Annotated in this window: 23 protein-coding genes; 7 read left to right on the top strand and 16 right to left on the bottom strand. The window is 39.9% G+C overall.

Annotation, left to right across the window (positions count from 1 at the left end; genetic code table 11):
- Positions 1-159 precede the first annotated feature (159 nt).
- The 3 genes from JOD18_RS07345 to JOD18_RS07335 all read right to left on the bottom strand — a co-directional run bounded on the left by JOD18_RS07345 (position 160) and on the right by JOD18_RS07335 (position 2,694).
- Positions 160-1,182 carry a LacI family DNA-binding transcriptional regulator gene (locus tag JOD18_RS07345; protein WP_204668306.1) on the bottom strand — a complete coding sequence of 341 codons (1,023 nt, stop codon included), beginning with the start codon at positions 1,180-1,182 and terminating at the stop codon, positions 160-162.
- A 35-nt stretch (positions 1,183-1,217) separates the two neighbouring features.
- A complete protein-coding gene (locus JOD18_RS07340) occupies positions 1,218-1,871 on the bottom strand; it encodes a DUF624 domain-containing protein (RefSeq protein WP_204668305.1) in 654 nt (217 codons plus the stop codon).
- 64 nt (positions 1,872-1,935) lie between these two features.
- Positions 1,936-2,694: a hypothetical protein gene (locus JOD18_RS07335; RefSeq protein WP_204668304.1), complete on the bottom strand. Its 759-nt coding sequence runs from the start codon at positions 2,692-2,694 to the stop codon at positions 1,936-1,938.
- Between the two features lie 290 nt (positions 2,695-2,984).
- On the opposite strand from JOD18_RS07335, the gene JOD18_RS07330 reads away from it, so the two are divergent.
- The 7 genes from JOD18_RS07330 to JOD18_RS07300 all read left to right on the top strand — a co-directional run bounded on the left by JOD18_RS07330 (position 2,985) and on the right by JOD18_RS07300 (position 10,722).
- Positions 2,985-4,478, top strand: a complete 1,494-nt coding sequence (locus JOD18_RS07330; protein WP_204668303.1) for a tagaturonate epimerase family protein — start codon at positions 2,985-2,987, stop codon at positions 4,476-4,478.
- 468 nt (positions 4,479-4,946) lie between these two features.
- Positions 4,947-5,963: a C4-dicarboxylate TRAP transporter substrate-binding protein gene (locus JOD18_RS07325; protein ID WP_204668302.1), complete on the top strand. Its 1,017-nt coding sequence runs from the start codon at positions 4,947-4,949 to the stop codon at positions 5,961-5,963.
- A 32-nt stretch (positions 5,964-5,995) separates the two neighbouring features.
- Positions 5,996-6,475: a TRAP transporter small permease gene (locus JOD18_RS07320; RefSeq protein WP_204668301.1), complete on the top strand. Its 480-nt coding sequence runs from the start codon at positions 5,996-5,998 to the stop codon at positions 6,473-6,475.
- 40 nt (positions 6,476-6,515) lie between these two features.
- Positions 6,516-7,760: a TRAP transporter large permease gene (locus JOD18_RS07315; RefSeq protein WP_338029507.1), complete on the top strand. Its 1,245-nt coding sequence runs from the start codon at positions 6,516-6,518 to the stop codon at positions 7,758-7,760.
- Between the two features lie 32 nt (positions 7,761-7,792).
- The gene (locus tag JOD18_RS07310; protein WP_204668300.1) at positions 7,793-9,241 is read left to right on the top strand and encodes a tagaturonate reductase; all 1,449 of its coding nucleotides are present in this window, start codon (positions 7,793-7,795) and stop codon (positions 9,239-9,241) included.
- A 9-nt stretch (positions 9,242-9,250) separates the two neighbouring features.
- On the top strand, positions 9,251-10,255 hold the full coding sequence (locus tag JOD18_RS07305; RefSeq protein WP_204668299.1) for a zinc-binding alcohol dehydrogenase family protein: 1,005 nt from the start codon (positions 9,251-9,253) through the stop codon (positions 10,253-10,255).
- Between the two features lie 299 nt (positions 10,256-10,554).
- Positions 10,555-10,722: a hypothetical protein gene (locus JOD18_RS07300; RefSeq protein ID WP_204668298.1), complete on the top strand. Its 168-nt coding sequence runs from the start codon at positions 10,555-10,557 to the stop codon at positions 10,720-10,722.
- Positions 10,723-11,087: 365 nt separating this feature from the next.
- On the opposite strand, the gene JOD18_RS07295 is transcribed toward JOD18_RS07300, so the two are convergent.
- From JOD18_RS07295 to JOD18_RS07235, 13 genes are all read right to left on the bottom strand, one after another.
- Positions 11,088-11,645, bottom strand: a complete 558-nt coding sequence (locus JOD18_RS07295; protein ID WP_204668297.1) for a histidine phosphatase family protein — start codon at positions 11,643-11,645, stop codon at positions 11,088-11,090.
- A 53-nt stretch (positions 11,646-11,698) separates the two neighbouring features.
- Positions 11,699-11,932: an NUDIX hydrolase gene (locus JOD18_RS07290; protein WP_204668296.1), complete on the bottom strand. Its 234-nt coding sequence runs from the start codon at positions 11,930-11,932 to the stop codon at positions 11,699-11,701.
- A gap of 1 nt (position 11,933) precedes the next feature.
- Positions 11,934-12,608, bottom strand: a complete 675-nt coding sequence (locus JOD18_RS07285) for an HAD family hydrolase (protein WP_204668295.1) — start codon at positions 12,606-12,608, stop codon at positions 11,934-11,936.
- Between the two features lie 35 nt (positions 12,609-12,643).
- Positions 12,644-14,365: an allophanate hydrolase gene (locus JOD18_RS07280; protein WP_204668294.1), complete on the bottom strand. Its 1,722-nt coding sequence runs from the start codon at positions 14,363-14,365 to the stop codon at positions 12,644-12,646.
- 15 nt (positions 14,366-14,380) lie between these two features.
- Entirely contained in the window at positions 14,381-15,079 is a 699-nt protein-coding gene (biuH, locus tag JOD18_RS07275; RefSeq protein WP_204668293.1) for a biuret amidohydrolase, read from the bottom strand.
- Between the two features lie 109 nt (positions 15,080-15,188).
- A complete protein-coding gene (locus JOD18_RS07270; protein ID WP_204668292.1) occupies positions 15,189-16,475 on the bottom strand; it encodes a cytosine permease in 1,287 nt (428 codons plus the stop codon).
- Positions 16,476-16,639: 164 nt separating this feature from the next.
- Positions 16,640-17,299, bottom strand: coding sequence for a GntR family transcriptional regulator (locus JOD18_RS07265; protein ID WP_204668291.1), 660 nt, complete (start codon positions 17,297-17,299; stop codon positions 16,640-16,642).
- Positions 17,300-17,547: 248 nt separating this feature from the next.
- Positions 17,548-20,163 (bottom strand): DEAD/DEAH box helicase family protein, encoded by a 2,616-nt coding sequence (locus tag JOD18_RS07260; RefSeq protein WP_204668290.1) that lies wholly within the window; start codon positions 20,161-20,163, stop codon positions 17,548-17,550.
- 5 nt (positions 20,164-20,168) lie between these two features.
- Positions 20,169-20,555, bottom strand: coding sequence for a VOC family protein (locus JOD18_RS07255; RefSeq protein ID WP_204668289.1), 387 nt, complete (start codon positions 20,553-20,555; stop codon positions 20,169-20,171).
- 181 nt (positions 20,556-20,736) lie between these two features.
- Positions 20,737-21,090 carry an ATP-binding cassette domain-containing protein gene (locus JOD18_RS07250; RefSeq protein ID WP_420827787.1) on the bottom strand — a complete coding sequence of 118 codons (354 nt, stop codon included), beginning with the start codon at positions 21,088-21,090 and terminating at the stop codon, positions 20,737-20,739.
- 79 nt (positions 21,091-21,169) lie between these two features.
- Positions 21,170-21,430, bottom strand: coding sequence for a hypothetical protein (locus tag JOD18_RS07245; RefSeq protein ID WP_204668287.1), 261 nt, complete (start codon positions 21,428-21,430; stop codon positions 21,170-21,172).
- Positions 21,431-21,894: 464 nt separating this feature from the next.
- Entirely contained in the window at positions 21,895-22,551 is a 657-nt protein-coding gene (locus JOD18_RS07240; RefSeq protein WP_204668286.1) for a hypothetical protein, read from the bottom strand.
- Positions 22,552-22,912: 361 nt separating this feature from the next.
- Positions 22,913-23,329 (bottom strand): DUF3592 domain-containing protein, encoded by a 417-nt coding sequence (locus JOD18_RS07235; RefSeq protein WP_204668285.1) that lies wholly within the window; start codon positions 23,327-23,329, stop codon positions 22,913-22,915.
- Positions 23,330-23,445: the final 116 nt, after the last annotated feature.

Below are 23,445 nucleotides of genomic sequence, written 5' to 3'. Positions count from 1 at the left end.
AGCGCTTTACAAAATAAATATGACTTAAACCTGAAATTTATAACGTAAAATAGAGTAATTTTTATTATTATACATGTTTTTAACCGCTTTTATGTACAATACAGGTTGCGTTAAGTCTAGTAAAGCGCTTTACATTTTAGGAGAAAAAATAAGGCTTGCTTATTTTTTCTCCTCGTTCTCACTTAAACGTTGACACGAATCCCTTTTAATTAGCTGTACAGGGATAATTTTATCTTTGCGGCTTTTTTTACTCAATTGATTAATCTCATCCAGTAATACAATAGCCGCTTGCTTGCCAATCAATTCCTTATCTTGTCTAATCGTAGTTAAAGGCGGATCTACATGATTAGCGATTGGAAGGTCATCAAATCCAATGACCGATATATCATCCGGGACTCGCAAACCCGCTTCCCTGATAACCCTGATGGCACCTAATGCCATCACATCACCAGAAACATAGACAGCTGTTGGTCTATCAGGCAATAAGAGCAATCGCAACATCGCTTCACGCCCGCCTTCATAAGAATAATAACCACCATCAGCGATATAATGGTCTGGAATAACAAGTCCTAGTTTCTCCATTGCCACCTTATAGCCAATCGTACGTTCAAGAGCCGTATACATCGTTTGTGCTCCCATAATATGGGCAATTTTCCGATGACCTAGTTCATAAAGATATTCAACTGCCAGCATACTGCCTTGCTGATTATCACTATAAACCGATATTGCTCCTTTTTCTGGCATATCGATAAAGACAGTAGGCATATTAAATTGTGTAAAATCCAATGCATCCTCACCTAAAGATTGGACTACCACAACACCATCTACCCCTCGATGCCGCAAATGTTTATACGTTTCTTCCTTTAGCCCCATTCTCCGGGAAATAAACAATAGATCGTAATTGTATAATTCAATATGTTTCTTGAAACTCTCAATGACCTCACTAAAAAAAGGATGAGCCATACCTACTCCTAAATGCTCTGCAAATACTACACCAATCATCCAAGACTTGCTGGTGGCTAGTGTACGAGCGGAAGAATTCGGTGTATAGCCTAACTCTTCAACAGCCGCTAGTACCTTTCGTTTTGCCTTTTCACTCACATTAGCATAGTCATTTAATACTTTAGAAACTGTTGTAATAGAATAACCTGATTTTTTTGCAATATCATATATTGTTACCATGTCATACCCCTATCGAAAGCGCTTTCCACTCTATTTTAGATGGTGTGATTCTTTTTGTCAATAGGTTCCTTTTGTATATTCTTTGCCGAGATAAATGAATCAAAGGCTCTGCTGGCACAACTTATTACAATGAAAGCAGCTATACTCACACCGTAAAAAGGTAAAATAGCAGGAAAAATAAACAAAACAACAGCAAAAATACTCAGGCTAAAAAACATCAGAATCGAGAATAACGGATAAAGTCCAATCATCACTAAGGCATACTTTATATAGATGCCAGAAGACACATCAACGTGTACATACGCAGTAAATAAATACCCAGCTGCTAAAATAAACAGAACCGTCAATAGCAAAAGAGCCGGAAAGACAATATTATCGATAAGAAAGCTATAAGGCAAAGCTTGGATAAACATGAAATCCAAATAAATAAAACCTCCTACCAAATAAATCGGAATCATTAATTGATTGGCTTTCCAAAATTCCTGACGATATGTTCGATGGAATGTCTGCCAAATCGGATCATGATCGTTACCTCTTAGCATCTGTCTTAGGATAGTAAACAAGCTGACAGTTGCCGGCCCTGCCCCAAGAACAAGCAAACCCATCAGGGTATAGATGATCCATAGTAAATTGAGATAAGCCAGTTTAGCTGCCCACTCAAATAATTGTTGAAAACCTCCTCTGCTCACAAGCTACCTCCTCTCTATACGATACAATCAATGTTTCTTAATTGGTACTGGCATCTCATGTCAACTAGGAAAACTGTTGATACTGCTCCAGCACTTGCCTCACAAAATCCTTATCACCACCAGTCACTTGATGAATCCGTTCTGCCCATCCTTCTATCGTAGTCAGTCTTGGTTCTTTCAGCAGCCCTTCCTTCGTACTTAAGAAAATACTCCAGCGATCAAATTCCCAATGAGCAATCTCACGTTTATACGGCATACGATACTCCAGCAAAGGAACAGGATCAATAAGACGCTGGCAAGACTCGGCAGCTTTGGTGAACTCCTCCCTATCAATAGGGGTTAAATCATAAGATTGTCTAGAGATCTTATCATTAGGACGCTGAAACGAAATGGTTAGCTCCTGATCCATTGCCTGCACTTGAACCATTGCCCCTGGGAAAAATCCACTTAAACGGTCTTCTGTAAAAGCGTCATGTTCTTTTTCCAATAATATAGGAATAATCCATTGATCACCTAAATCACAAAGATAGCGATTTCCTTGTTCATCTAATGCAATCACTGCCACATGAACATCTTCTGTGTGGAGGCCGTGTCCAATCGGATAAGCTGTTATCCCTTCTTTTTGAAACGCATCCAGCAGGCAGAACGCTAAATCAAAGCAATTCCCTGACAAGCCATACTGTTCCCTATGTTCCTTGATTAAGGACACGTCACGCTGTTTATGTTTATTTGGCTGTTGGTAATACCATAATTTTGTAAGGGTTTCCATTGGAAAGCAATCAAATTGCTTCCATACTTTCAACAAGTATTCTGGTGCATGCATCTTCCCTATTCCCCCTTTGCGTTATCGCCTACTATTTTATCACAACATTCTTCGTCCGTCAGATGTTTACAGTAACTTCTAAGCACGCATTGTAAGTTTCATTTCACAACATACAAAACGGAAACCAGAATAAATCTTAAAAATTCGGCAAAAAGCCTTGTTCTATTTAACTATTTAGTTTAAGATGTTAATAACAACGTTGTTATTCCCTGTTGCTGTTAATAACAACGTTGTTATTAACATGTATTTTATGATCAAGGAAAGCGTTGACAAAAAGGAGATGTTGATAGATGGAATATTTATTGCCTATTCTTGATTCTTTAGCTAATGGACAGGTGAATACAGAAAACCAGCATATAAAAGTGTATGAGAAATCGTTTACGCAGCATGAAAACGTATACCTTTTAATGATTAATGACAATGGCCAAAAAGGAATTCTAGTAACTGGTACAGGCAAGCTATATGATGAATTGGACGGTACCGAGCTAAGACATGCAAAAAAACTATCCCCTTTAACACACAAAAACCGGCTTGTCTTAAATAAATACTTTGATTATACAGTTCCTCAAGCTTTTGGTACAAGGCAAGCTACAATTGGTTTAGGAGACCGGCTTGGTCTAGCTACACCTGGACATATCGATGCCATTACAGGCAGAAAAGTAAAACCTATCTTTGCCCAGCAAAGTATTCGTGAGCTTGATTTAACCGGCAGATCGATGCATGATATTCTTGACGCAGCTAGCTTTGCTGTCTTCCAAGAAGGATATAAAGGCGGATTTGGTGCTGACGGAGATCACTTGAAGAAAGAAGAAGATATCCGATACGCCTTATCCATCGGTATGTCGATGTTAACACTGGATTGTTCAGATCATATTCAAAACCATATCGAGCAAGCAAGCAGTGAAGAGATCGAACGTGAATATGAACAATTACCACCAGCGTTAAAGGACCACTATACTGAAACCTATATAGGTAAATCATTTGATATCAAAGGAACAACCATTGCCTTTGATAAAGAAACAGTCATGAAAAATGCACTAGTCTACGGCAAAGCGCTCGATTATATGGTACATGTATATGAAACATATATCCGTGCCGAAACAAGAGAGATTGATTTTGAGATCTCTATTGATGAAACAGAAACCATTACGTCTCCAGCCGAGCATTTCTTTGTCGCGAATGAATTAACACATCATGGTGTAGAAGTAACCAGCTTAGCTCCTCGTTTTTGTGGTGAATTCCAAAAAGGGATCGACTATATTGGAGACACGGCACAGTTTGAGATAGAACTAAGAGAGCATGCCTTAATTGCTGATCACTTTGCTTATAAATTAAGTATCCATTCAGGAAGTGACAAGTTCACCGTGTTTCCAATTATCACAAAATATACTGATGGTATTTTCCATATCAAAACAGCTGGAACAAACTGGTTAGAGGCTATTCGTGTGATTGCGGAAACAAATCCTTCCCTATACCGAAAGATGCATGTATTTGCCTTAGAACATTTTGAAGAGACATTGAAGTATTATCATGTAACACCAGACTTGGCCAGCATTAAACCACTTGATCAGGTTGCTGATAAGGACTTGCCAGAATATATGGCAGATGACGCTGCACGGCAATTATTCCATGTCACTTACGGTCTGCTGTTAACAGATAAACAGGATAATGGACAATATACATTCAGAAACAGCTTCTTCCAAACATTAACTGATCAAGAAGAAGTCTATCGACAAGCATTGGCCGCACATATTGGCAAGCATTTAGACTTGTTAAATCTATAGAACTTCCATTATGGGTGTATCCATGATTGGCTAGGCGGTTTAAAAACATCATAAGTGAGTGTTCAAAAAGTTCGATAAAAAGGACCATCATCGGTTAAGTTCGCAACGTCCTGGGACTGCGGTTACTCGCCCCACCGAAACCATTTGTTGCAACACCGATACTAGCACATCGTGTGTGTCGAAAGTTCAAGTCGGCGCAGCTTTGAGTAACGGAGTGTCCGCTTTTCATACGTGAGGACTTGCACAGAAAGTGTTGACTTCTGCGTTATCCACTCGATGTGGGTGATCTTAGTAGAAGTTCCTCTAACACCAACTCCGACATGCGCTGGTCACTTTTACTTGGACTTTTTGAACAACCTCTATAACCTTTTACTATATGATTATCTGGCTAAGAGCGTGAAATTCCTCTTAGTCAGGTCCTTTCATGATATCAAGGGTTTCATTATTTCAATATAAAGGGTGACAACGATGAACAACAGAAGTATGATGTTCTTTTTCGCATTGTTTATTTGTTTCTTATTTACGGGTTGTGAAAGCGGTTCCCAATCCAGTGAGGATGGTGTCTTAGAAATTAACATCGCTCATGGAAACCAGCCAACAGAGCCGATTGGACAAATGGCAGAAAAATGGCGTGAATTAGTCGAAGAAGAAAGCAATGGTCAAGTACAGCTCAATATTTATCCTAGTTCACAGCTCGGGTCTGAGAAGGATGTTGTCGAACAGGCGATTATGGGAAATAACGTGATTATTTTTACCGGCTATGATTTTCTAATGGATTATGTACCAGATGCTGGGATATTGACCGCCCCTTTCTTAACAGAGGATATTGATACGCTATTAGCACTTACTGAATCAGACTGGTTTTATAGTCTGGAAGATGATTTACAAGCGAAAGGGATCGAGATTATCAATACCAGCACCGTTTATGGTGAACGTCAATTAATGACGGATAAATTGATCGAATCTCCAGAGGATTTAAGAGGTTTGAAGATACGGGTTCCAAACAATCAAATGTATATTAAGACATTTCAAGCTTTTGGCGCTTCACCAACCCCAATGCCTTTGTCTGATACGTACACCTCTTTACAGCAAGGGCTTATTGACGGAGCTGAGAACCCTTTGCCTGTACTGGCAGGTTCGAAAACCAATGAAGTGACCAACTATCTTACCTTAACCGGTCATACGAAGATTATCAGTCCGTGGATTGCTGGAACAGATTTTATTGATACCTTACCAGCAGAAACAGTCGAATTACTAAAAGAAACAAGTTTGGAAGCGGCAGCATTTGCAAGAGATATTATTGAATCCGAAGAAGAGAGCGTATTACAAGAATTCGAGGAACAAGGAATCGAGATTAATATGGTGGATATTGAGCCATTTAGAGAACAATCACAATCGGTATATACCGCATTTCCAGATTGGTCAGATGGCTTATATGAGACAGTCCATTCTCTTATTGAAGAATACGAAGCGCAAAATGAATAAATGTTGTCAGCACATCTGGGAGTGAAACAATCATGAAAAAATTTTTTTATAATGTGGATGACCTGATCGCTACGTTAGCTTTTGTAGGTCTAATCTCTATTACGTTCGCTAATGTTTTATCTCGCTACCTCTTTAACAGCCCAATTCTATGGGGAGAAGAGGTTTCATTGGCCCTATATGTCTGGGTTGTATTTATCGGCGCAAGTTCGACGATGAAAAGAGACGGACACATTGGCATTAGCTATTTCATTGACAAACTGCCTCCTACATTCAGGACAGCGATGATTGTCGCCAGAAATGTGATGATCTATGCCGTACTTGGTTATGTGTTTATCTTTCTAGGTTCAGCCTTGTCGTTACAAGCTACCAATAAAGTAACGCCAATCTTAAGAATCAGTTATTTTTGGATAGATATAGCAGTAGTGCTTGGGGGAATACTCATGCTCTATCACTTTACGAAAAATCTATCTAACTCCTTTTCAACTGACTCCTCATTGAAAGGAGATATGTAAGATGGCGGTCACGATATTAATTGTTTCTTTACTCGTTTAGATTTTATTAAACGTTCCAGTAGCATTTGCGTTGATTGCCAGTACTGCTTTATATTTTCTGGCAGCTGGAAATTTTGACAGTATGGTAATGGTTCAACGTATGATAAGCGGATTAGAATCCGTACCATTAATGGCGATTATTTTCTTTATGGCTTCTGGGATCTTAATGAACTACACTGGAATTACAAAAAGATTGCTGGCTTTCGCCGAAATTATTACCAGACCTTTACCAGGCGCCCTTGCACAAGTCAATGTCGTGTTAAGTGTACTTGTCAGCGGACTCTCTGGTTCCAATATTGCCGATGCCTCGATGCAGTCCAAGATGTTGGTACCTTCGATGGTAAAAAAGGGATATGACAGAGCTTTTGCTACTGCATTGACGGCCACTTCGGCAATTATTACGCCGATTATTCCACCAGGGATCGCCTTAATTATGTATGGCTATGTCGGTAATGTATCGATTGGACAGCTCTTTATGGCAGGAGTACTTCCTGGCTTATTATTAGCTGTATTGCTCATGGTATTTGTTTACTTCTATACGAAAAAACATAACTTAGAGACAGAGAAAAAAGAAAAGGCAACTGCAAAAGAATTTTTCCTTGGTTTAAAAGATGCCTTCTTAGCCTTATTACTGCCGATTGGTATTATTGGCGGGATCCGTTTTGGTATTTTTAGTGCGACCGAAGCTGGGGTTATTGCGGTGTTCTATGCTTTAATCTTAGGATTGTTCGTCTATCGGGAAATGAGCTTCAAAAATCTAATTCAATCACTAGTAGAGACTGTACATTCAGCTGCTGGAATCTTATTAATTATCGCCGGCGGTACGGCATTTGGCTGGGCGTTGACTATGGAGCAAATCCCACAGCAGATGACAAGCTTTATTACCAACTTTATTGGTTCACCAATTACCTTTATACTGATTATTTTATTGTTCCTTCTTTTTATTGGTATGTTTATCGAAGGCAATGTGGCGATTATTATTTTAACCCCATTATTTATACCAATGTTAGCGGACTATGGCATTGACCCTGTCCATTTCGGGATTTTGTTTATCCTTACCTTAAGTATTGGCACAATTACTCCGCCTGTTGGAACAATTATGTTTGTTACCAGTTCCGTTACAGGAACAAAAATTGAAGACTTTGTCAAAGCAAGTATACCGTTTATTATCATCTTGGTTATTGCGTGTCTACTGATTGCCTTTATACCGCAAATCTCGCTGTTCCTGCCAACCATTTTAAATTAAGAAAACAACTTAGAAAGTTGGTGACGTAATTCATGACTCATGTATCTTTAAAACGGGATAGAGAAAATCCATCTTATCCCGTCAAAGTTCTCCAAATCGGGGATGGGAATTTTATCAGGTCTTTTATCGATTGGATGATTGATCAATTAAACGAACGTACCGATTTTAATGGGAGTGTGATCACCTTACAAGCACTCCCGCAAGATCAAACAACAAAGAAACTGAATCATCAAGACGGCTTATTTACCCTGTTATTGAAAGGAAAACGGGATGGCCAGCCAGTAGAAGAAACACGGGTTATCTCGGCCATCAAACAGGGTATAGATCCTTATACGAATTGGACAGAAACCTTAAAACTGGCTGAACAGGAACAGTTGGAGTTTGTCTTTTCTAATACAACGGAAGCAGGGATCCGATATGTCTCTGAACAGGACACACCTGATATCTGTCCTGTTTCTTACCCCGGTAAACTGACAAGACTGCTTTATCACCGCTATCTCCATTTTAACGGCGATCTCCACAAGGGGTGGACAATCCTGCCTTGTGAACTGATTGAAAACAATGGAGATGAGTTGAAGAAAATTTGCCTGCAGGTTGCAGATGACTGGCAATTACCACAAGCATTTATCACATGGATAGAGAAAGCTTGTACATTCTGTAATACATTGGTAGATCGCATTGTGCCTGGTTTTCCCAGTCTGCAAGCCGATCAGCTCTTCGAACAATTAGGCTATCAAGATCCTTTATTAGCTGTAGCTGAACCTTATCATTTATTTGTAGTCGAAAGTGATCAAGATATCAAGGGGAAATTGCCGTTTCAACAGGCAGGCTTACATGTTGTCTTTGACCAGATATATCCTTACCGTGAACTCAAGGTGAAATTCTTAAATGGTTCACACACCATGCTTGCAACTCTAGGGACACTTTGTGGTATAGCGATTGTAAGAGACGCAATGAAAAATACCCATTTATTTGATTTTATCCATCAAACGCTGGTAGAGGAAATTGCCCCTACCCTTACCAACAGTTCAATGAAAGAAATTAACGTCTATATCCAACAAATGTATGATCGATTTGATAATCCTTATTTAGATCATAAACTGTCTGATATTCAGCTGAATAGCTATGCCAAATTCAAAACCAGAGTATGGCCTAGCCTCCTCACTTATAAAGAACAATATGGAACATATCCTGTACGGCTTGTCTTCTCCTTTGCCGCTTTATTATATTTCTTTAAGGAAGCAAGTGTAACAAAGCAGTACGCTTGGAAAGACGATCCAAAGTTAATCAAGCAGTTCGAATCCTTTTTTACGTCGTTTGATGGATCAAAAGCAACGTTAACTGCGTTTATTCGCTCGTTGCTTCAGCAAGACTTTTCTGCTAACGAGACGATTGTGGAGGAACTGGCAGAAGCGATTGCAGCTGATTTTATACAGATAGAAGCGTTAGGTGCAGAACAAGCAATAATAAGCAGAAAGTAGGTTATATCAATGAAAACAGTTATTTGTCATAAACCAAATGAAATGGAATTAATTCAGACTGAGTTCGATAACAAGATCCAAGACAACGAGATTCTGATAGCGATTAAAAAGATTGGTATTTGCGGAACAGATATTCATGCTTATGGAGGAAATCAGCCCTTTTTCGATTATCCACGGGTACTTGGTCATGAGCTTTCCGGCATTGCCGAACAAGTTGGTAACCAAGTCAACCAAGTAAAACAAGGGGATAAAGTAGCCGTTATCCCTTATATCAACTGTAAGGAATGTATTGCCTGCCGCAATGGCAAGACTAATTGCTGTACACAGATGCAAGTGCTTGGTGTTCATCGTGATGGCGGCATGACAGAATATATAAAGGTTCCTGCAGAAAATGTATTTGCAGTAAATGACCTACCCTTAGAAAAAGCTGCCATCATTGAACCGCTTAGCATTGGTGCCCACGCTGTGCGCAGGGCAGATATCCATGAGCAAGATACTGTGTTAGTTGTTGGTACAGGACCGATCGGATTAGGGGTAGCACGTTTTACTAAATTAGCAGGCGCAAAAACGATTGTCATGGACCTTAGTGAGGAACGCCTAAGCTTCTGTAAGGAATGGGCCGAATGTGATGAAACTGTAGTAGCTGGTGAAGGAGCACAGCAAAAACTATTAGACTTAAATAACGGTGAGCTGCCTTCTATCGTTTTAGACGCTACTGGCAATAAGCATTCGATGATGAATTCCTTTGATTATGTATCACATGGCGGCAAATTAGTATACGTTGGTTTAGTCAAAGATACAATCAGCTTCTTTGACCCAGATTTCCATTCCAAAGAATTATCACTGTTAGGAAGCCGTAATGCGACAAGAGAAGACTTCCAATATGTGATTGATTGTATGGCAAAAGGGCAGATCAAAGACAACTATGTAACCAACCATATTTCATTTGATGAAGTTCCTGCCTTTTTTGAAGCAAGTAATTTCCAAACTAACAAAACGTTGATTCATTTGTAAGCTAGCACTCTTGTTGCTTATAAACTAGAAAATAAAAAGGGGGGTATTAGTTATAGCTGGCTAATGCCTTCCTTTTCTTGTAGTGCGTGTTCAAAAAATTCGGTAATAGGAATGATCATCGGTTAAGTTCACAACATCGTGTTGCAACACCGACACTAGTGCCTCCTATACGTCTACGTCGAAAGTTCATGCTAATTCCGACATTTGATACGTCATTTTTAACAGTTTTTTTGGACACCCTTCATTAGGATATAATCGAACATGTAAACCATACGTATAAAGAAGGAAGCGAAAGGACGATGAGTTTAGCAGAAATTTTTCGGAATGAAGGAATAGAAGAAGGCTTACAAAAAGGAAAAGTTGAAGGAAAAACAGAAGCATTAGCTAACACTGCCATTCAATTAATTACAAAATTCGTAGCTCCACTTTCTGAAGAGATAAAAAATAAGATGATGAGCAAGAAATAAGTACGTTAGAAGCAATTATTGATCATATAGATGAATTTCAAACGATAGAGGAAGTGAAACAATACTTGAAATAGGGGAAGCACGAGCTTCCTAGGTTTTTATGATTTTAAAAACTACACTAGCCAGGCATAAAAATTTTATACATCGCTAGTGTAGATATGAGTATTACTGCTTATAGTGGAGAAAATTCAATCAACATTTCAGGATCTGTACTTGTGGAGTAAGTGTTTCGAAACACGCCATACCTTACTCATGTACAAGTTTTGCACATCTCCAACAGAGCACGAAAAAGAGAAGAGCTAGTCTTTGGCTTCGCTCACCTTATCTGCTGCTATAAAAGGTGGATCTACTTGCGTTTCCTGCCCTTACCCTCTCCATAACCTTTTTACACCAACTAATTCCTGCTCTTGAAAAGTCAGCTGGTAAATATCCGGCATGGTCAATTGCTGCCAAAAACCAAAGTCATACTGTGCATCAAAATAATTCATCATTAATACCATAATATTACCATGTGTACCAATCACAATCCCTTGCCCTTGATGTTGCTTGATTACCTGTTGCAGAGAGGCTGCCCCACGTTTTTGAGCCATTTGATTGGATTCTCCGCCTGGAAAAGAAAACGCCGGATCACTCCAGACTTGTTCCATCGCAGCTGAAAAATCAGCTGCTGTCTGACCTGCCAGCTTCCGCTCCTTAAAGCCCGGTTCGATCACCATCTGGAAATCAAATGCCTGTGCTATCCCTTCCACAGTTTGGATGGCTCGCTTATATGGGCTGGCATAAACGATATCAATCTTCTCTTTTGCTAATCGATCAGTGACCATCTCGGCATCCTTTAACCCTTTTTCCGACAAAGGTCTGCCATATTCATCAGGAGTATATGTAGAATGTGCATGTCTGACCAAATTTACTTTCGTATACATAACGTTAGCTCCTTTTCTTTTAGTTGACATCCCCTAAATAAGTGGATACAGCTTTACCTTCGATATGATCCAATAGCTACTGACGAAGTGTTTGCGGATAGATCCATTAACTCTGCATTTATTACTTCTATACATTCACGTGCAAGTGCTTGATGTAAGTTCTCTCCATGCTCCTGGCCACCACCAGGCAGCAGGTAATAAAAGCCTTCATTGTCCTGCTTTTTAACAGCTAACGAATGCTGATTATGAAGAATAATAGCTTTAGCAGAATTGCGAATGCCGACCATTTTATCTCCTCCGCTTATTTATTTGTTGAACTATGGCTGGCAGCTCGCTTAAATCATCGATGATATAATTTGCCTCCACTTGATCCCAATGCTGATTCTGCTTCCAAATGCTTAACATCCCTGCCTTTTGTGCTGCTTGCACATCATTGACAGGGTGGTCACCAACATATATAGCCTCACTTGGCTCAATATCCAGTTTGCTCAAAGCTCTTTGAAAAATAGCCGGATCTGGCTTTTTCATTCCTTCCCTTTCCGAAATGAGAATCGGATCAAAATAATCCTCAATTTGAAGCGCTTTAATATTATCTAATTGAAAAGGATATTTGCCATTGGTAATCATAGCTAACTGCAAACCTTGCTGTTGCAAATCTTTCAACATCGCCTGCAGATCTGGAAAAGGGACACAGCTGTTACAAAACTCCTGCAAATAATCTTGTAACAGCGTCTCCCATGAAAGACTGTCTATTTGAAACGCGGTAACCATTTGTTGATATACTCGATCCTTCCATACATAGCCGTGGCAATCCAGCTCGATAAACTTGGTTGTATATGTCTCTTTATCCAAATGACTGAATAAAGAATGGAAGCGGTCATATTGCCTGCTGATAAATTGCCGTACAGAAGTGTCACGATCCAATAACGTTGCATCCAAATCGAAGATAACAGCTTTTATCATGTATACTACATCCTTTTCAAATGAATTACCCTTCATTATACATGATTTCCACTTATTTTTCTCCAACTTCTGGATTTCGTAATATCCTGTACATTTGGATTATTCGTGATATAACCTTCACATAAAAAGCCTGAAACTTCTCTGCCATCAGCTAGTTCTACTTTTCCAATCCCTAAAGGGGATGGAATGGAAGCGGCAAATTTTCCAAATTGATGAATCGGCATCTTCCACACTTCTAATTCAATAGATTCCCCTGTTGCTATGTTCTTAATGAGGCCTGGTTTTTCTATTACTCCTGGGATTTTTACCATTCGATAAACGGGGGCAGTAACAGTCTCTTCACAAAAGAAAGCGCCATGCTCTTGCATTTGTGTTTCAAATGGTAACCCTCGCATGTGTAAGCCACACACAGCTACCTCTACTAATTGCTGGTTGAAGAAAAGAGCTGCTGTTCTCAGTATAAGATGATCTTGCCCTGACATCCCAAATATTGTTATTCCAAACGGGAGTTGTGCAGCTGCCTCGCCTGCTGGTACTGCGATCGCACACATATCTAATAAATTACAGTGATTGGTGTATAACCCCATTTTACTGTTGGTCTCTATTGGGTTATCCCTTACTTGTTCCCTTGTCCAAGTTCCTCCACAGGTAGGCAATACTAATACGGCATCCTCCAGTAAATGTTTTACAGCTAACTGAATCTCTTTAAGCCGATGTACAGCCTTAAATAAAGAGGCAGCTGAATGGTTTTTCGGCTTGCCACCAGATAATACTTGCATAGTTACAGGAAAGACTGCCTCTTCATGTTCTGATATAAAATCACCTACCGCCGCCCATCTTTCGGCCACCCATGGTCCATCGTATAAGATAGCAGCTGCCTCTAAAAACAGATCAATGTCTATATATTCAACATTCAGTGACAGCGATAAAAGTCGTTGCTTGGTCTCTTCCCATGCAGCTTGATACTCGTGCTGATAAGGGCCAAAGAAGGTTAATGGCCGGTTGGGTAGTACTATTTTTTTAGGCAATGTCGTCGCCTGATCCAGAAACGGCTTTGACCATTTGTCTTGCTCATCAATGCCTTGCACTACTTCATGAACAAGCTGCACATCTTGTAAATCATGCGCAAAGACAGAAATACAGTCTAAGCTGGCACAAGCCGGCACTAATCCCGGAACTGGCCATGATCCAAGGCTTGGTTTAAAGCCAATCAGTCCGTTTAATGCTGCAGGTATGCGTCCTGATCCCGCAGTATCTGTCCCTAGGGCAAAAACTACTTGGCCAGTAGCAACAGACACAGCAGAGCCAGAACTCGATCCACCACTAATTAGTTCAGAACGTAATGCATTATGTGTTTCACCATACGGACTTCTTGTTCCGACTAAACCAGTGGCAAATTGATCTAAATTCGTTTTTCCAACTGGTATCGCACCAGCCTCAATTAACCGTTCAACAACTGTTGCATGTTTAGTCGGTGTGTACGTATATCCTTCACAACCAGCAGTGGTGGGTAGACCGGCTACATCAATATTATCTTTGACCGCAAAAGGTACTCCCCATAAAGGTGCAATTGCTTGATCTTTGTTTTCTAATGCTGTTAGATATGGTTCGATAAATTCAAGATCTGGCGGTGTTATCCAAATATTCATCTCTTTTTCGGCATCTGCTTGTTCTACAATAGCTTCCATCACCTGACTTGGCTCGATTTCTCCCTTGCGATAGCTGGCTTGTAATGTGTCAATCGTCCACTTTCTCATCACGATACATCCTTCCTATACGGTTGCTGTCATTGGCGCTAATGTCTTGATCACTTGTTCTGAGTCTGAAACACTTCCAAACACTCCGCCTTGCATTTTTACCATGTTCAATGCAGCACGGTGATTATTCTCATCCGTTGCCCCGGTACAGTCTTCCAAGATCAAGCATTCATAACCGCGGTCATTCGCTTCCCGCATAGTAGTACTAACACATACATCGGTAGTGATTCCTACCAAAATTAGATTAGTAATTCCCTTATTATGCAGGATCAGATCAAGATTTGTTGCATAGAAACTGCCTTTACCTGGTTTATCAATAATGATTTCTCCTTTAATGGGTTTTAGCTCATCAATAATCTCCCAGCCTGGTTCCCCTTGTACTAATATTCTGCTGCCGGAAGGTCCTGCCACACCAATCTCTGCACCAATTTGCTTACTTCTCCAGCGCTTATTAGCAGGAAGATCCGATAAATCCGGCTTGTGTCCTTCTCTTGTATGAATTACATGGAATCCTTCGATATTCCGCACATATTCTAATAATCGTTTGATAGGCTGAATAGCTTTAGCTGTTAACGAAATATCATAGCCCATTTGTGCGACATATCCCCCTTCTCCACAAAAGTCTGTCTGCATATCGATAATAACCAATGCCGTCTTATGTGGATCTAAACCTCCATTATATGGCCATTGATATGGGTTTGCTTCTATTCTCATTTTCTTGTTCCCCTTTCTTATTTTCTAACCATGGAGCAAGTGGAAATCTCACTTAATTGCTTTTTGGTAAGTGTATTTTAACCATTACAAATTGTAACTGTTATACGGCTTAGGCTGCTTCTCTAACGTTGAGATCTTTCTTGTTATGTTTAGAAAATGCACTAATGATCAAGTAAGTAACTGCAGCAATGACAATACCAATTACTGCGGTAGAAAGACTAGTAAACTGGTAATGAGCAATTAAGGCGGTTAAAGACCCTGCTCCCCAAGCAATAAATGGGGTATACCTCAAGGTTTCCATCTGATCACTCATATGCCGGCGAACTACTAACTGATCAACAATAAGAATGGCACCAATTGGCGGTACAATCACCCCTAACAACTCCAACCAATGAATGAAATAATTGTATGCACCCGCTACAGCAAGGACAATACCGATAATTCCTAGTATCAGTGTCAAGGTTCTCATTTTTTTGCCAGTGATAAAGGACCAACCAACCGCCCCGTTATACAGGCAATGCATACAGACAGAGCCTAGATTAGCAAATAAGAAAATAATGGCTAATAAAGTTAACAGCCCTCCCTTACTGGCAGCAATCCCAAACACATCTCCAGAACTCCCAGCAACCGAAGCAGCGATGATTCCGCCAATTGCCATTGCAATCATGTTCCCAATCGGGAAGGCTGAAAGTGTAGCAATTACTGCATGTTTCCCATTCTTAGCCCATCGTGTAAAATCTGCTGTCATGGTTCCTGAATCAACAAACAAAGCAAATACCATTGTCACAGCTACACCCATTGGAATGACTAAGTCCGCTGTTCCTTGGTAACTCCAAATATCTGTCCCCGACTGCCAAACATCCACGACCGAATAAATACCCATGATTAGAAAAAGCGGTACAGAAACCGCACCAATAACTGTTAATGCCTTAATTCCAATCAAGGTTGCTGCTAAGAAAAGCAATCCCGCAATAAGGGTAACTACAAACAAGCTCACATCATAAGCAGCAGCCATACTTTCACCAGTCAAACTGGTTTGAACGGCAAACCATCCAATCACTAAGGTAGATAATAACCCTGTTGCGATCATATAACCTTTCTTACCAAATGTTCTGGATGCTAACATACCAAAATTCATACCGTATTTTGCTCCTAGAATACTTAATAGGCCAACATAGCCAAATAATAATAAATTACCTAACAGTACAGCCAGCATTCCTTGTGCAAATCCCATGGCGTGTACAAGGGTTGCACCTGTAACTGCTGAAGTAATAATCATCGGAAATCCCGCCCATACCATCGTTACTGAGAACAATGATTTTCGTTTATCTTGTGGTACAGGTGTCGTCTCATACTCTTCTTGTACTAAATCGTTTTTCTTATTTGTTGTGGTCATTTCTTTTTCCTCCCTATCTCTGGCATTCTAGATGTAAAGTGAAACTTCGTTAAGTGGTGGATTCCATCCCTCACTTAACATTTGTGGAACCAATCGGTCCGTTACTAGCTGTTGGAGCTCCCGCTTAGAAATGACGTGTTCCCTTCTTTCTTGAATTAGGAGGCTTACAGCCAGTTACACTGCGATAAAAGAATATCCTGACATGTTTTTTCTAAATGCTCCTTTATTAATGCTACAAGGCGATCAGACTCTTTTTGTTGCCAAAGATAAAGCATCTGGTAATGATCCTGCTGCGCCTTTACCAATGAATAATCTTTTGTTGTTAAAGCGTATAGATGCATATATGGTTCTACTCTGTGCCAAATTTGTGTCAATATATCCTGTAATGGTTTGGCATCAGCGTAGGAATATAGAGTTAGATGAAAAGATTTATTAAGCCGCTCCCATGCTTGTTCATTTGTCAGCTGTTCATCCATTTGTTCAAGGATTGTCAATAGTTGAGTCTCCCTTTCTTTGTTCACATTACAAATCGACCAGCGAATCGCCATGCTCTCTAACTGTTTCCTTATTTCAAAGATTTCTGTTACTTCTTTAGCAGATAAATGAGTAACCGAGACACTGCGTCTTTGATAATGGATAAATCCTTCCACTTCCAATTTCCTCAATGATTCCCGTATAGGCATGGTGCTCACTCCCATAGACTGTGCCAGATCCCTGACCGTAACGCGCTGCCCCGGCTTAAGCTTACCTGTAATTATTCGCTGTTTTAGTTGATGATAAACTTCTTCTCCAATGGTAGATACTTGTATCAGTTGTTTTTCCATCGATATAACCCCTTGTATATGAGTTGATTTGTGATCACAAATCTTACTATGTGCTCTAGCTTAATCGGAAAAATGAAAGACTGCTACGAGTTTGTTAGATTATATAACGGAGTATTTTAGAAAGTAGTTTTGGGATGGTTTAAAAAGGGGCTCCTTTCTATTACAATAAGGGAGGAAATAGATGATCTTGTTATTTTCGATAAAGCAAGTCCTAAAGAACAAAAAAAAACGAAAGCTTATAGCCCTCGTTATTTCCATACGGATATTTGTTCAGATTTTGATACAAATTGTGCCGACATAGCATTTGCCCTTGCTTGAAGCAATGTTTGCCGTCCTTCTGGTGTTCTGGTATATACTAGTTCTGCTTTGCCCAAGTGTTTTTCCCAACTGATCAGGAAAAGTTCTGCCATTTCTTTATTTTGTGCCAGCATAGCAGGAACAGCATGGTAATCTATTCGATCCCACCATAATGTCCGCTTGTTGCGGACGATCATATATCTGGGACTCTCAACAGGGTCTACCACCTCACGCAATGCTTCGACAAATATTTTTTGTTCATAGATGGAGGCATTTTCTAACCAGCACGTAATGATTCCATTTACTTCTTCTGTTTGAATACGGCAAACGTCTGGCTTTGTCTCTATCCAATTTGCCTCAAATAAGGCCTGATACACTGCCACTCCGACTTCACTCATACTTTTCTCAACACTAATATTACGAAATAAGATTTTGAGTACTCGCCAAATTAGTGGGGAAGCAATGACAAAAGCAATTACTATAATAATAACAACTACCCATAAAAAGGCGCGAAAATTATCTGTCAGCAAGCGATAACCATGTATTTCACCAAGAAAACCGTCCAAAAAATAAATAAGTATGCCAAGTATTGCCAAGCTCAAGGCTTTGATGGTATTTGTAAATAGAAACGGTCGCGGTACCTGTTGTTTTCTGGTAACCATCTCTTCCTTTAATGTCCCATCTATTGCAACAGCAGACTTCCAGCGCTGGAAAAGCTGATCTCGCATCTTCGCCAAATCACACATTTGCCGATTGGATTGTTCTGTATCTATGTTGCAAAACGGGGGTTCTGCCAATGTTAATCGACCAATGCCTGATTGAATCACATCCTCTTGATGACCTAAACCAATCAAAGCCTTAAAGCGCCTTTTAAGGGCAAGGTAGTCCTCACCGCCATCAGGATTGGTAGCATCCAAACAAACAAAGTGCCATATATTGGCTGTTTTCTGCGGATTGTTTTTTTCCACACGGATTGCTCTTCCGCGCATCTGATTAGACAGCATAAACGAACCAACATATGAAGCTAGGATTAATGAATTAATAAATGGAGCATCCCAACCTTCTCCAAGTAATGCAGCCGTACCAATTAATACTGTGATATCACCGCGTTCAAATAATTTGGTCATCATTTGAACCATTCGGTGCCGTGCACTGGCATTGACCGTGATTTCTAGATAATGTGAATCATGGGACAGTTCATTTGCTGTTATGGTGACATCCCATTGTTGAGCCAATTGTTCACATACGGATAGTGCTTTTTTTGGGATAATAACGATCGAGCCAGTTAAAACCCCAAGTGAGACATCCAATTCTTGACGACGCAATTGTTCAAAAACGGGCACAGCCCCCAAACGCCGAAGAGGCTGCTCATCCCCCGCTTTCTTAGGCAAATCTTCTTGTCTAATATAATCCGTAAGAATAACCTGACGCAGCTTCGTTCCTAATTCTTGTGCCTCAAAGGCCGTCACTTGTTGAATACTGTTTAATTTTGATGGACTTTGCACTAACAAACGATTAATTCGATTGTTTGCTGTTAAGACCACCTTGCGCTTTTCAACAGCTCCGATACGCTGAAGATACGATTGAATTTCTTTTAGCGGCGGCTGATCTTGATCGATGTGCTTATCTTGATATAACAGCTGGGTCAGCATAATTTCTAACCATTCTAAGCTCCACTCCGGAATTTGTTTTGCTTTCATGCCCATTACCTTGAGTGGCACTGTCCAAGCAGGGCTGCCTACTTCTTTTAAGAAAATAAGCATACTAGACAAGTAAGCAGGTTCCGATAAAATTTCTTCTGCATATGTATCCGGCTCCTTGATCCATGGATGTGTTTCTATTCTGTCAATAAGTGCTGTGTTATCACGTATAGATTGTTGAAACTCCATGATCTGGCCTCGGAATTGATTAATTTCTTCTTGCTCCTCATCAAGGGGATTCGATATCCAAACATAATCTTGAAATGGGGCAAGCTCCGCCTCTCGCACTAGCTCTGCTATACTAATTTCAGCGTCTATCTCACCACATAATTCCAAATAGCGATTCCATTCTTGCATTGATACGTCATATGGCGGCGTGGCAGTCAAGGCTATAATAGCTGGATTGGTCAGATTTTTTCTAAAAGAAATAGCCGATCGCCACCATGCGGTCCGTAAATGGTGAGCCTCGTCCAGCACCAATGTCTTTACATGATCAGCAAGTTGCTCCTGTACCTCTTCCTCCTGATCTGTCATCCATTGATGAAAGCCTTGATACGTCACAACCGTAACCAATGCTTTTTCCTTTAGATCCGTTGTAATCCACTCCGGCTGAGTACCTGCTTGATAAAACAGTTCTACAAAACGAGCCACCCATTGATCGCGGATAGCGATCGTTGGTGCCAATATTAATGAAGGCTGATTAAAACGCAGCATCATCTCCAAACCGATAACTGTTTTTCCTGAACCAGGAGGAGCTACTAAATGTAAATGGCGTTTATTCAGATAGGTGTCCATCTCATCTATAATGGCTTGTTGGTAAGATCTCCATGAATATTTAAACTGTATCCCCTCAGGAAAGTTCTCCATACCTGTCACCCCATTTCCTTGCTCTCCATTACCGCAAAGTAATTACCTTCATGATCAGCGAAATGAAACACTTTCCCAGTCGGCATTTGCAGCATTTCCCCCACTGTCACTTCCCTATCTATCAAATCATCATATAATGCCTCTAAGTCTTCGGTAAAGAATACTAAAGATGGGGAAACCAGATTCTGCTCTGGGGACAGCCTGGCAGCAAGATCTTTATCCTGTAAAATAATCGTTGTACCTGCATGATTAGCCGTTGCCATTTCAATCCAGCGCATTCCTTCTATATCCTCTTCTGACACAACATAGAACCCAAGTTTTTCTGTCCAAAATGCCTTGGCCTGCTCTTGATCATTGACATATAACATCACTTGACCAATTTGATGAATCATTTCTTCTCACCCCTTGTTGGCAATTTTCTCGATAGTATATGTTCATGATTACTTCCCCCAAAGCAAAAGTCAACTATTTTATGATGCAAACAGAAGTTACATCAGGAATAATTAATAGGTTAACAGTCTTTCATTTTCTGCGAAGGAGTTTTTTCATGTATGCTCTTTAAGATAGCCTTTATCAAGGCGAGTACCGATAATCAAATTTCTCCAACATGTATCTATCATGTGTAACAATAATTAAAAGCTTATCTTTGGAAAAATCAAGTAATGCTTCCATAATGCTTTCACTGGATTTGGGGTCTAGATTGGCAGTAGGTTCATCCAGAATAATAAGATCAGGATTCCTTAAAAATACCCGACTGAGCGCTATTCGCTGTTTCTGTTCCGTTGATAACATCAAACCATCCTTGCCATATACAGCCTCATATTGGTTAGGCAGGTTCATAATAAAATCATCTGCATAGGCCTGACGGGCAGCAGCGATAATCTTTGCTTTTGATACTTTATTTTCATGAAGGGCACCTAAGGCAATATTTTCATATATACTGGTTCAAATATTTAATCCTTCTTGAATCATGGTGTGAATATCAGAATTTTGCTCTTGCACTTTTTTACTGGTCAGCTATTTTCTGCCTAAAACATAATGGCAGCATCAAATAAAATGGAATACCTATTAGCGATATCAAAGCTATTCGTACATCTATCATAAGCAGAATCATTATGGTAATAAACAATATCATTCCCTGTTCTATACCATCCTTCTTACTTTTACTAACCAGTGACGAAATAATCGGAATATCATTGGTATAAATATTGAGGATATCGCCTTTTTCTGAGGAATAATCTTCGCGAGCTAAAACAGATATACTCATTTAGTTTATTACGAAGATCCTGCGTAATGATTAGATAAACGCTAATTTTTGGCACAGCCACATATAAAACAACATTCAATACAGCCAAACTAACATAGGCAATTGCGACGGGTAATACAAGGTTCAACTGACCTTCGATAAGAATGTCATCAATTAATATCTTGTTTCCGCCAGGGTAAACTTAAGGAAGTTCCCAACATAAATAAAGTAACTATTAGTAACAATAAAAATACCTTATCGTATTTTAATGTAAGCAAACATATCGTTTTCAAAGTAATCATTACCTCCCCCTATTCCAATTCAAACAAAGTTCGTTTTATATCCTAAGACTTATCAAAATGTCGGCTCCCACTTCCATTCATTTGAAATCCCGTCGCTTTAAAAGAGCTACAATCTTTTTAACATGCAAAAAATCCCTTACGATAGTAGAAAAATCTATTATAAGGGATACATCAACAGGTATTTTATTGATGGTCTGTTTCTATATTCGGTTCTTCATCAGCCGCTGGGATCTCGATCTCAGCCGGCTCTGTTTCTTCGTTTATCTCTTCTTCTATTTCTTCTTGCTCATTCTCTGGATTTACTGGTTCTTCTCCTTCAGGAGTGTCTGGCTGATCATTTCCTGCTGGAACATGGGGGGCAGTCTCCACTGTTTCTATGTCTTGTTCTGGCTGCCATTCGCTAGGCGCTTGTCCACCGCTGTTTTCTTGTCCCGGTCCAGTTGAATTTGATGTGTTATCATTCGGCGGTGATGGGCTGGTGACGACTTCATTACTCGCTTCATATGCTGGTTGCTCAACCTCTTCTTCTGCTATCGTTTCAGGTTCTATCCACTCCTCATTAGCTGGTTCCTCTTCGGAATAGTCCACAAAAGCGTCTGCTTCATCCTCCTGCATAAACCCTTCCTCGATGACTTCCTCCACTTCCAGTTCTGCCTCATCTGCAAACCAATCTGAATTGATATCTTGATCCGCTTGGAGCTGATCAGATGGAGTACGAGGTGTATGTAATTCTACAGCCAACAGCTGAATAGAATGGTTATTAAAAACTGTTTTGCCATCCAGATAACTGATACCGACCCAAGCTCCTCCAGAAAGGAACATCAAACCTAAAGTAATCATCAGATAATTCACCAAAGAATCTCGATTTAACCGCAGTATGACCACCTCCTGTCTAGTTGTCCTTCACATCCGCTTTTTTGCCTAAAATAGAGAGTGTTCAAAAAGTCCAATAAAAGTGGTACATCGACCTTCTTAAACACACATATGCTATCATTCATTAATTTTTATGCTTATCGTAAAAAAAACCCATTTTTCAATCGGTTAAAGTAAGCTATATCATACCATATTCAGAGGAAAAAAGTATATAATCTGACAGAAAAATAGGAATATCGACTCTTCCCCTTGGTGAACTTGGCCTATACTTAGCAGAGATAACATAACATCGCTTTTTGTAATTATTCCAACATCTGTAAGTAGATAGTTAGGTTATAAAATAATAAGCGTAAACAAACCCACTCCAAGAAAAATGATCGCTACCAGCCAAAATGGAAATGCCTATTGATGTCCCATTTAGGGATACCAGCTGATGTTTCTTTGGATTATCACGCACATAGTAAATCGGTACATATGTATCTTCCTCAAAACGAGGAGGACTTGTGCCGATTATTGACTTATATTCATGGACTTGGCCGTCTTCGGTCTGAAATTGTATAACCGGATGATACATGGATACATCACCTAAAGACATCTCATTTCTAACTACATATGCCTCCGATTGCACAACATCAGGCCGAGTTCTGAAACGCTGCCTAAAAAAATTAATCAGTAACAACACAAATAAAATAATCATACCGACTCCCGTAAATACCAAACCGACAATAGTTCCAGCGTCCACCATCGATTCCTCCTCATACTATTAATAGACTCTCGGCATTCGCCGATTCAGACGGTTCAAGGTTTTCTTGAACCGTTATTTATTGTTCCCTCCTACTTTTCGTAGGGGGGATTTATTAT

Origin of the sequence: Gracilibacillus alcaliphilus, assembly GCF_016909015.1 — a bacterium.
GTDB classification, from domain to species: domain Bacteria; phylum Bacillota; class Bacilli; order Bacillales; family Amphibacillaceae; genus Gracilibacillus; species Gracilibacillus alcaliphilus.
Note: the sequence above shows the minus strand (reverse complement) of the source record. Positions and strands in the feature narration are given on the sequence as shown.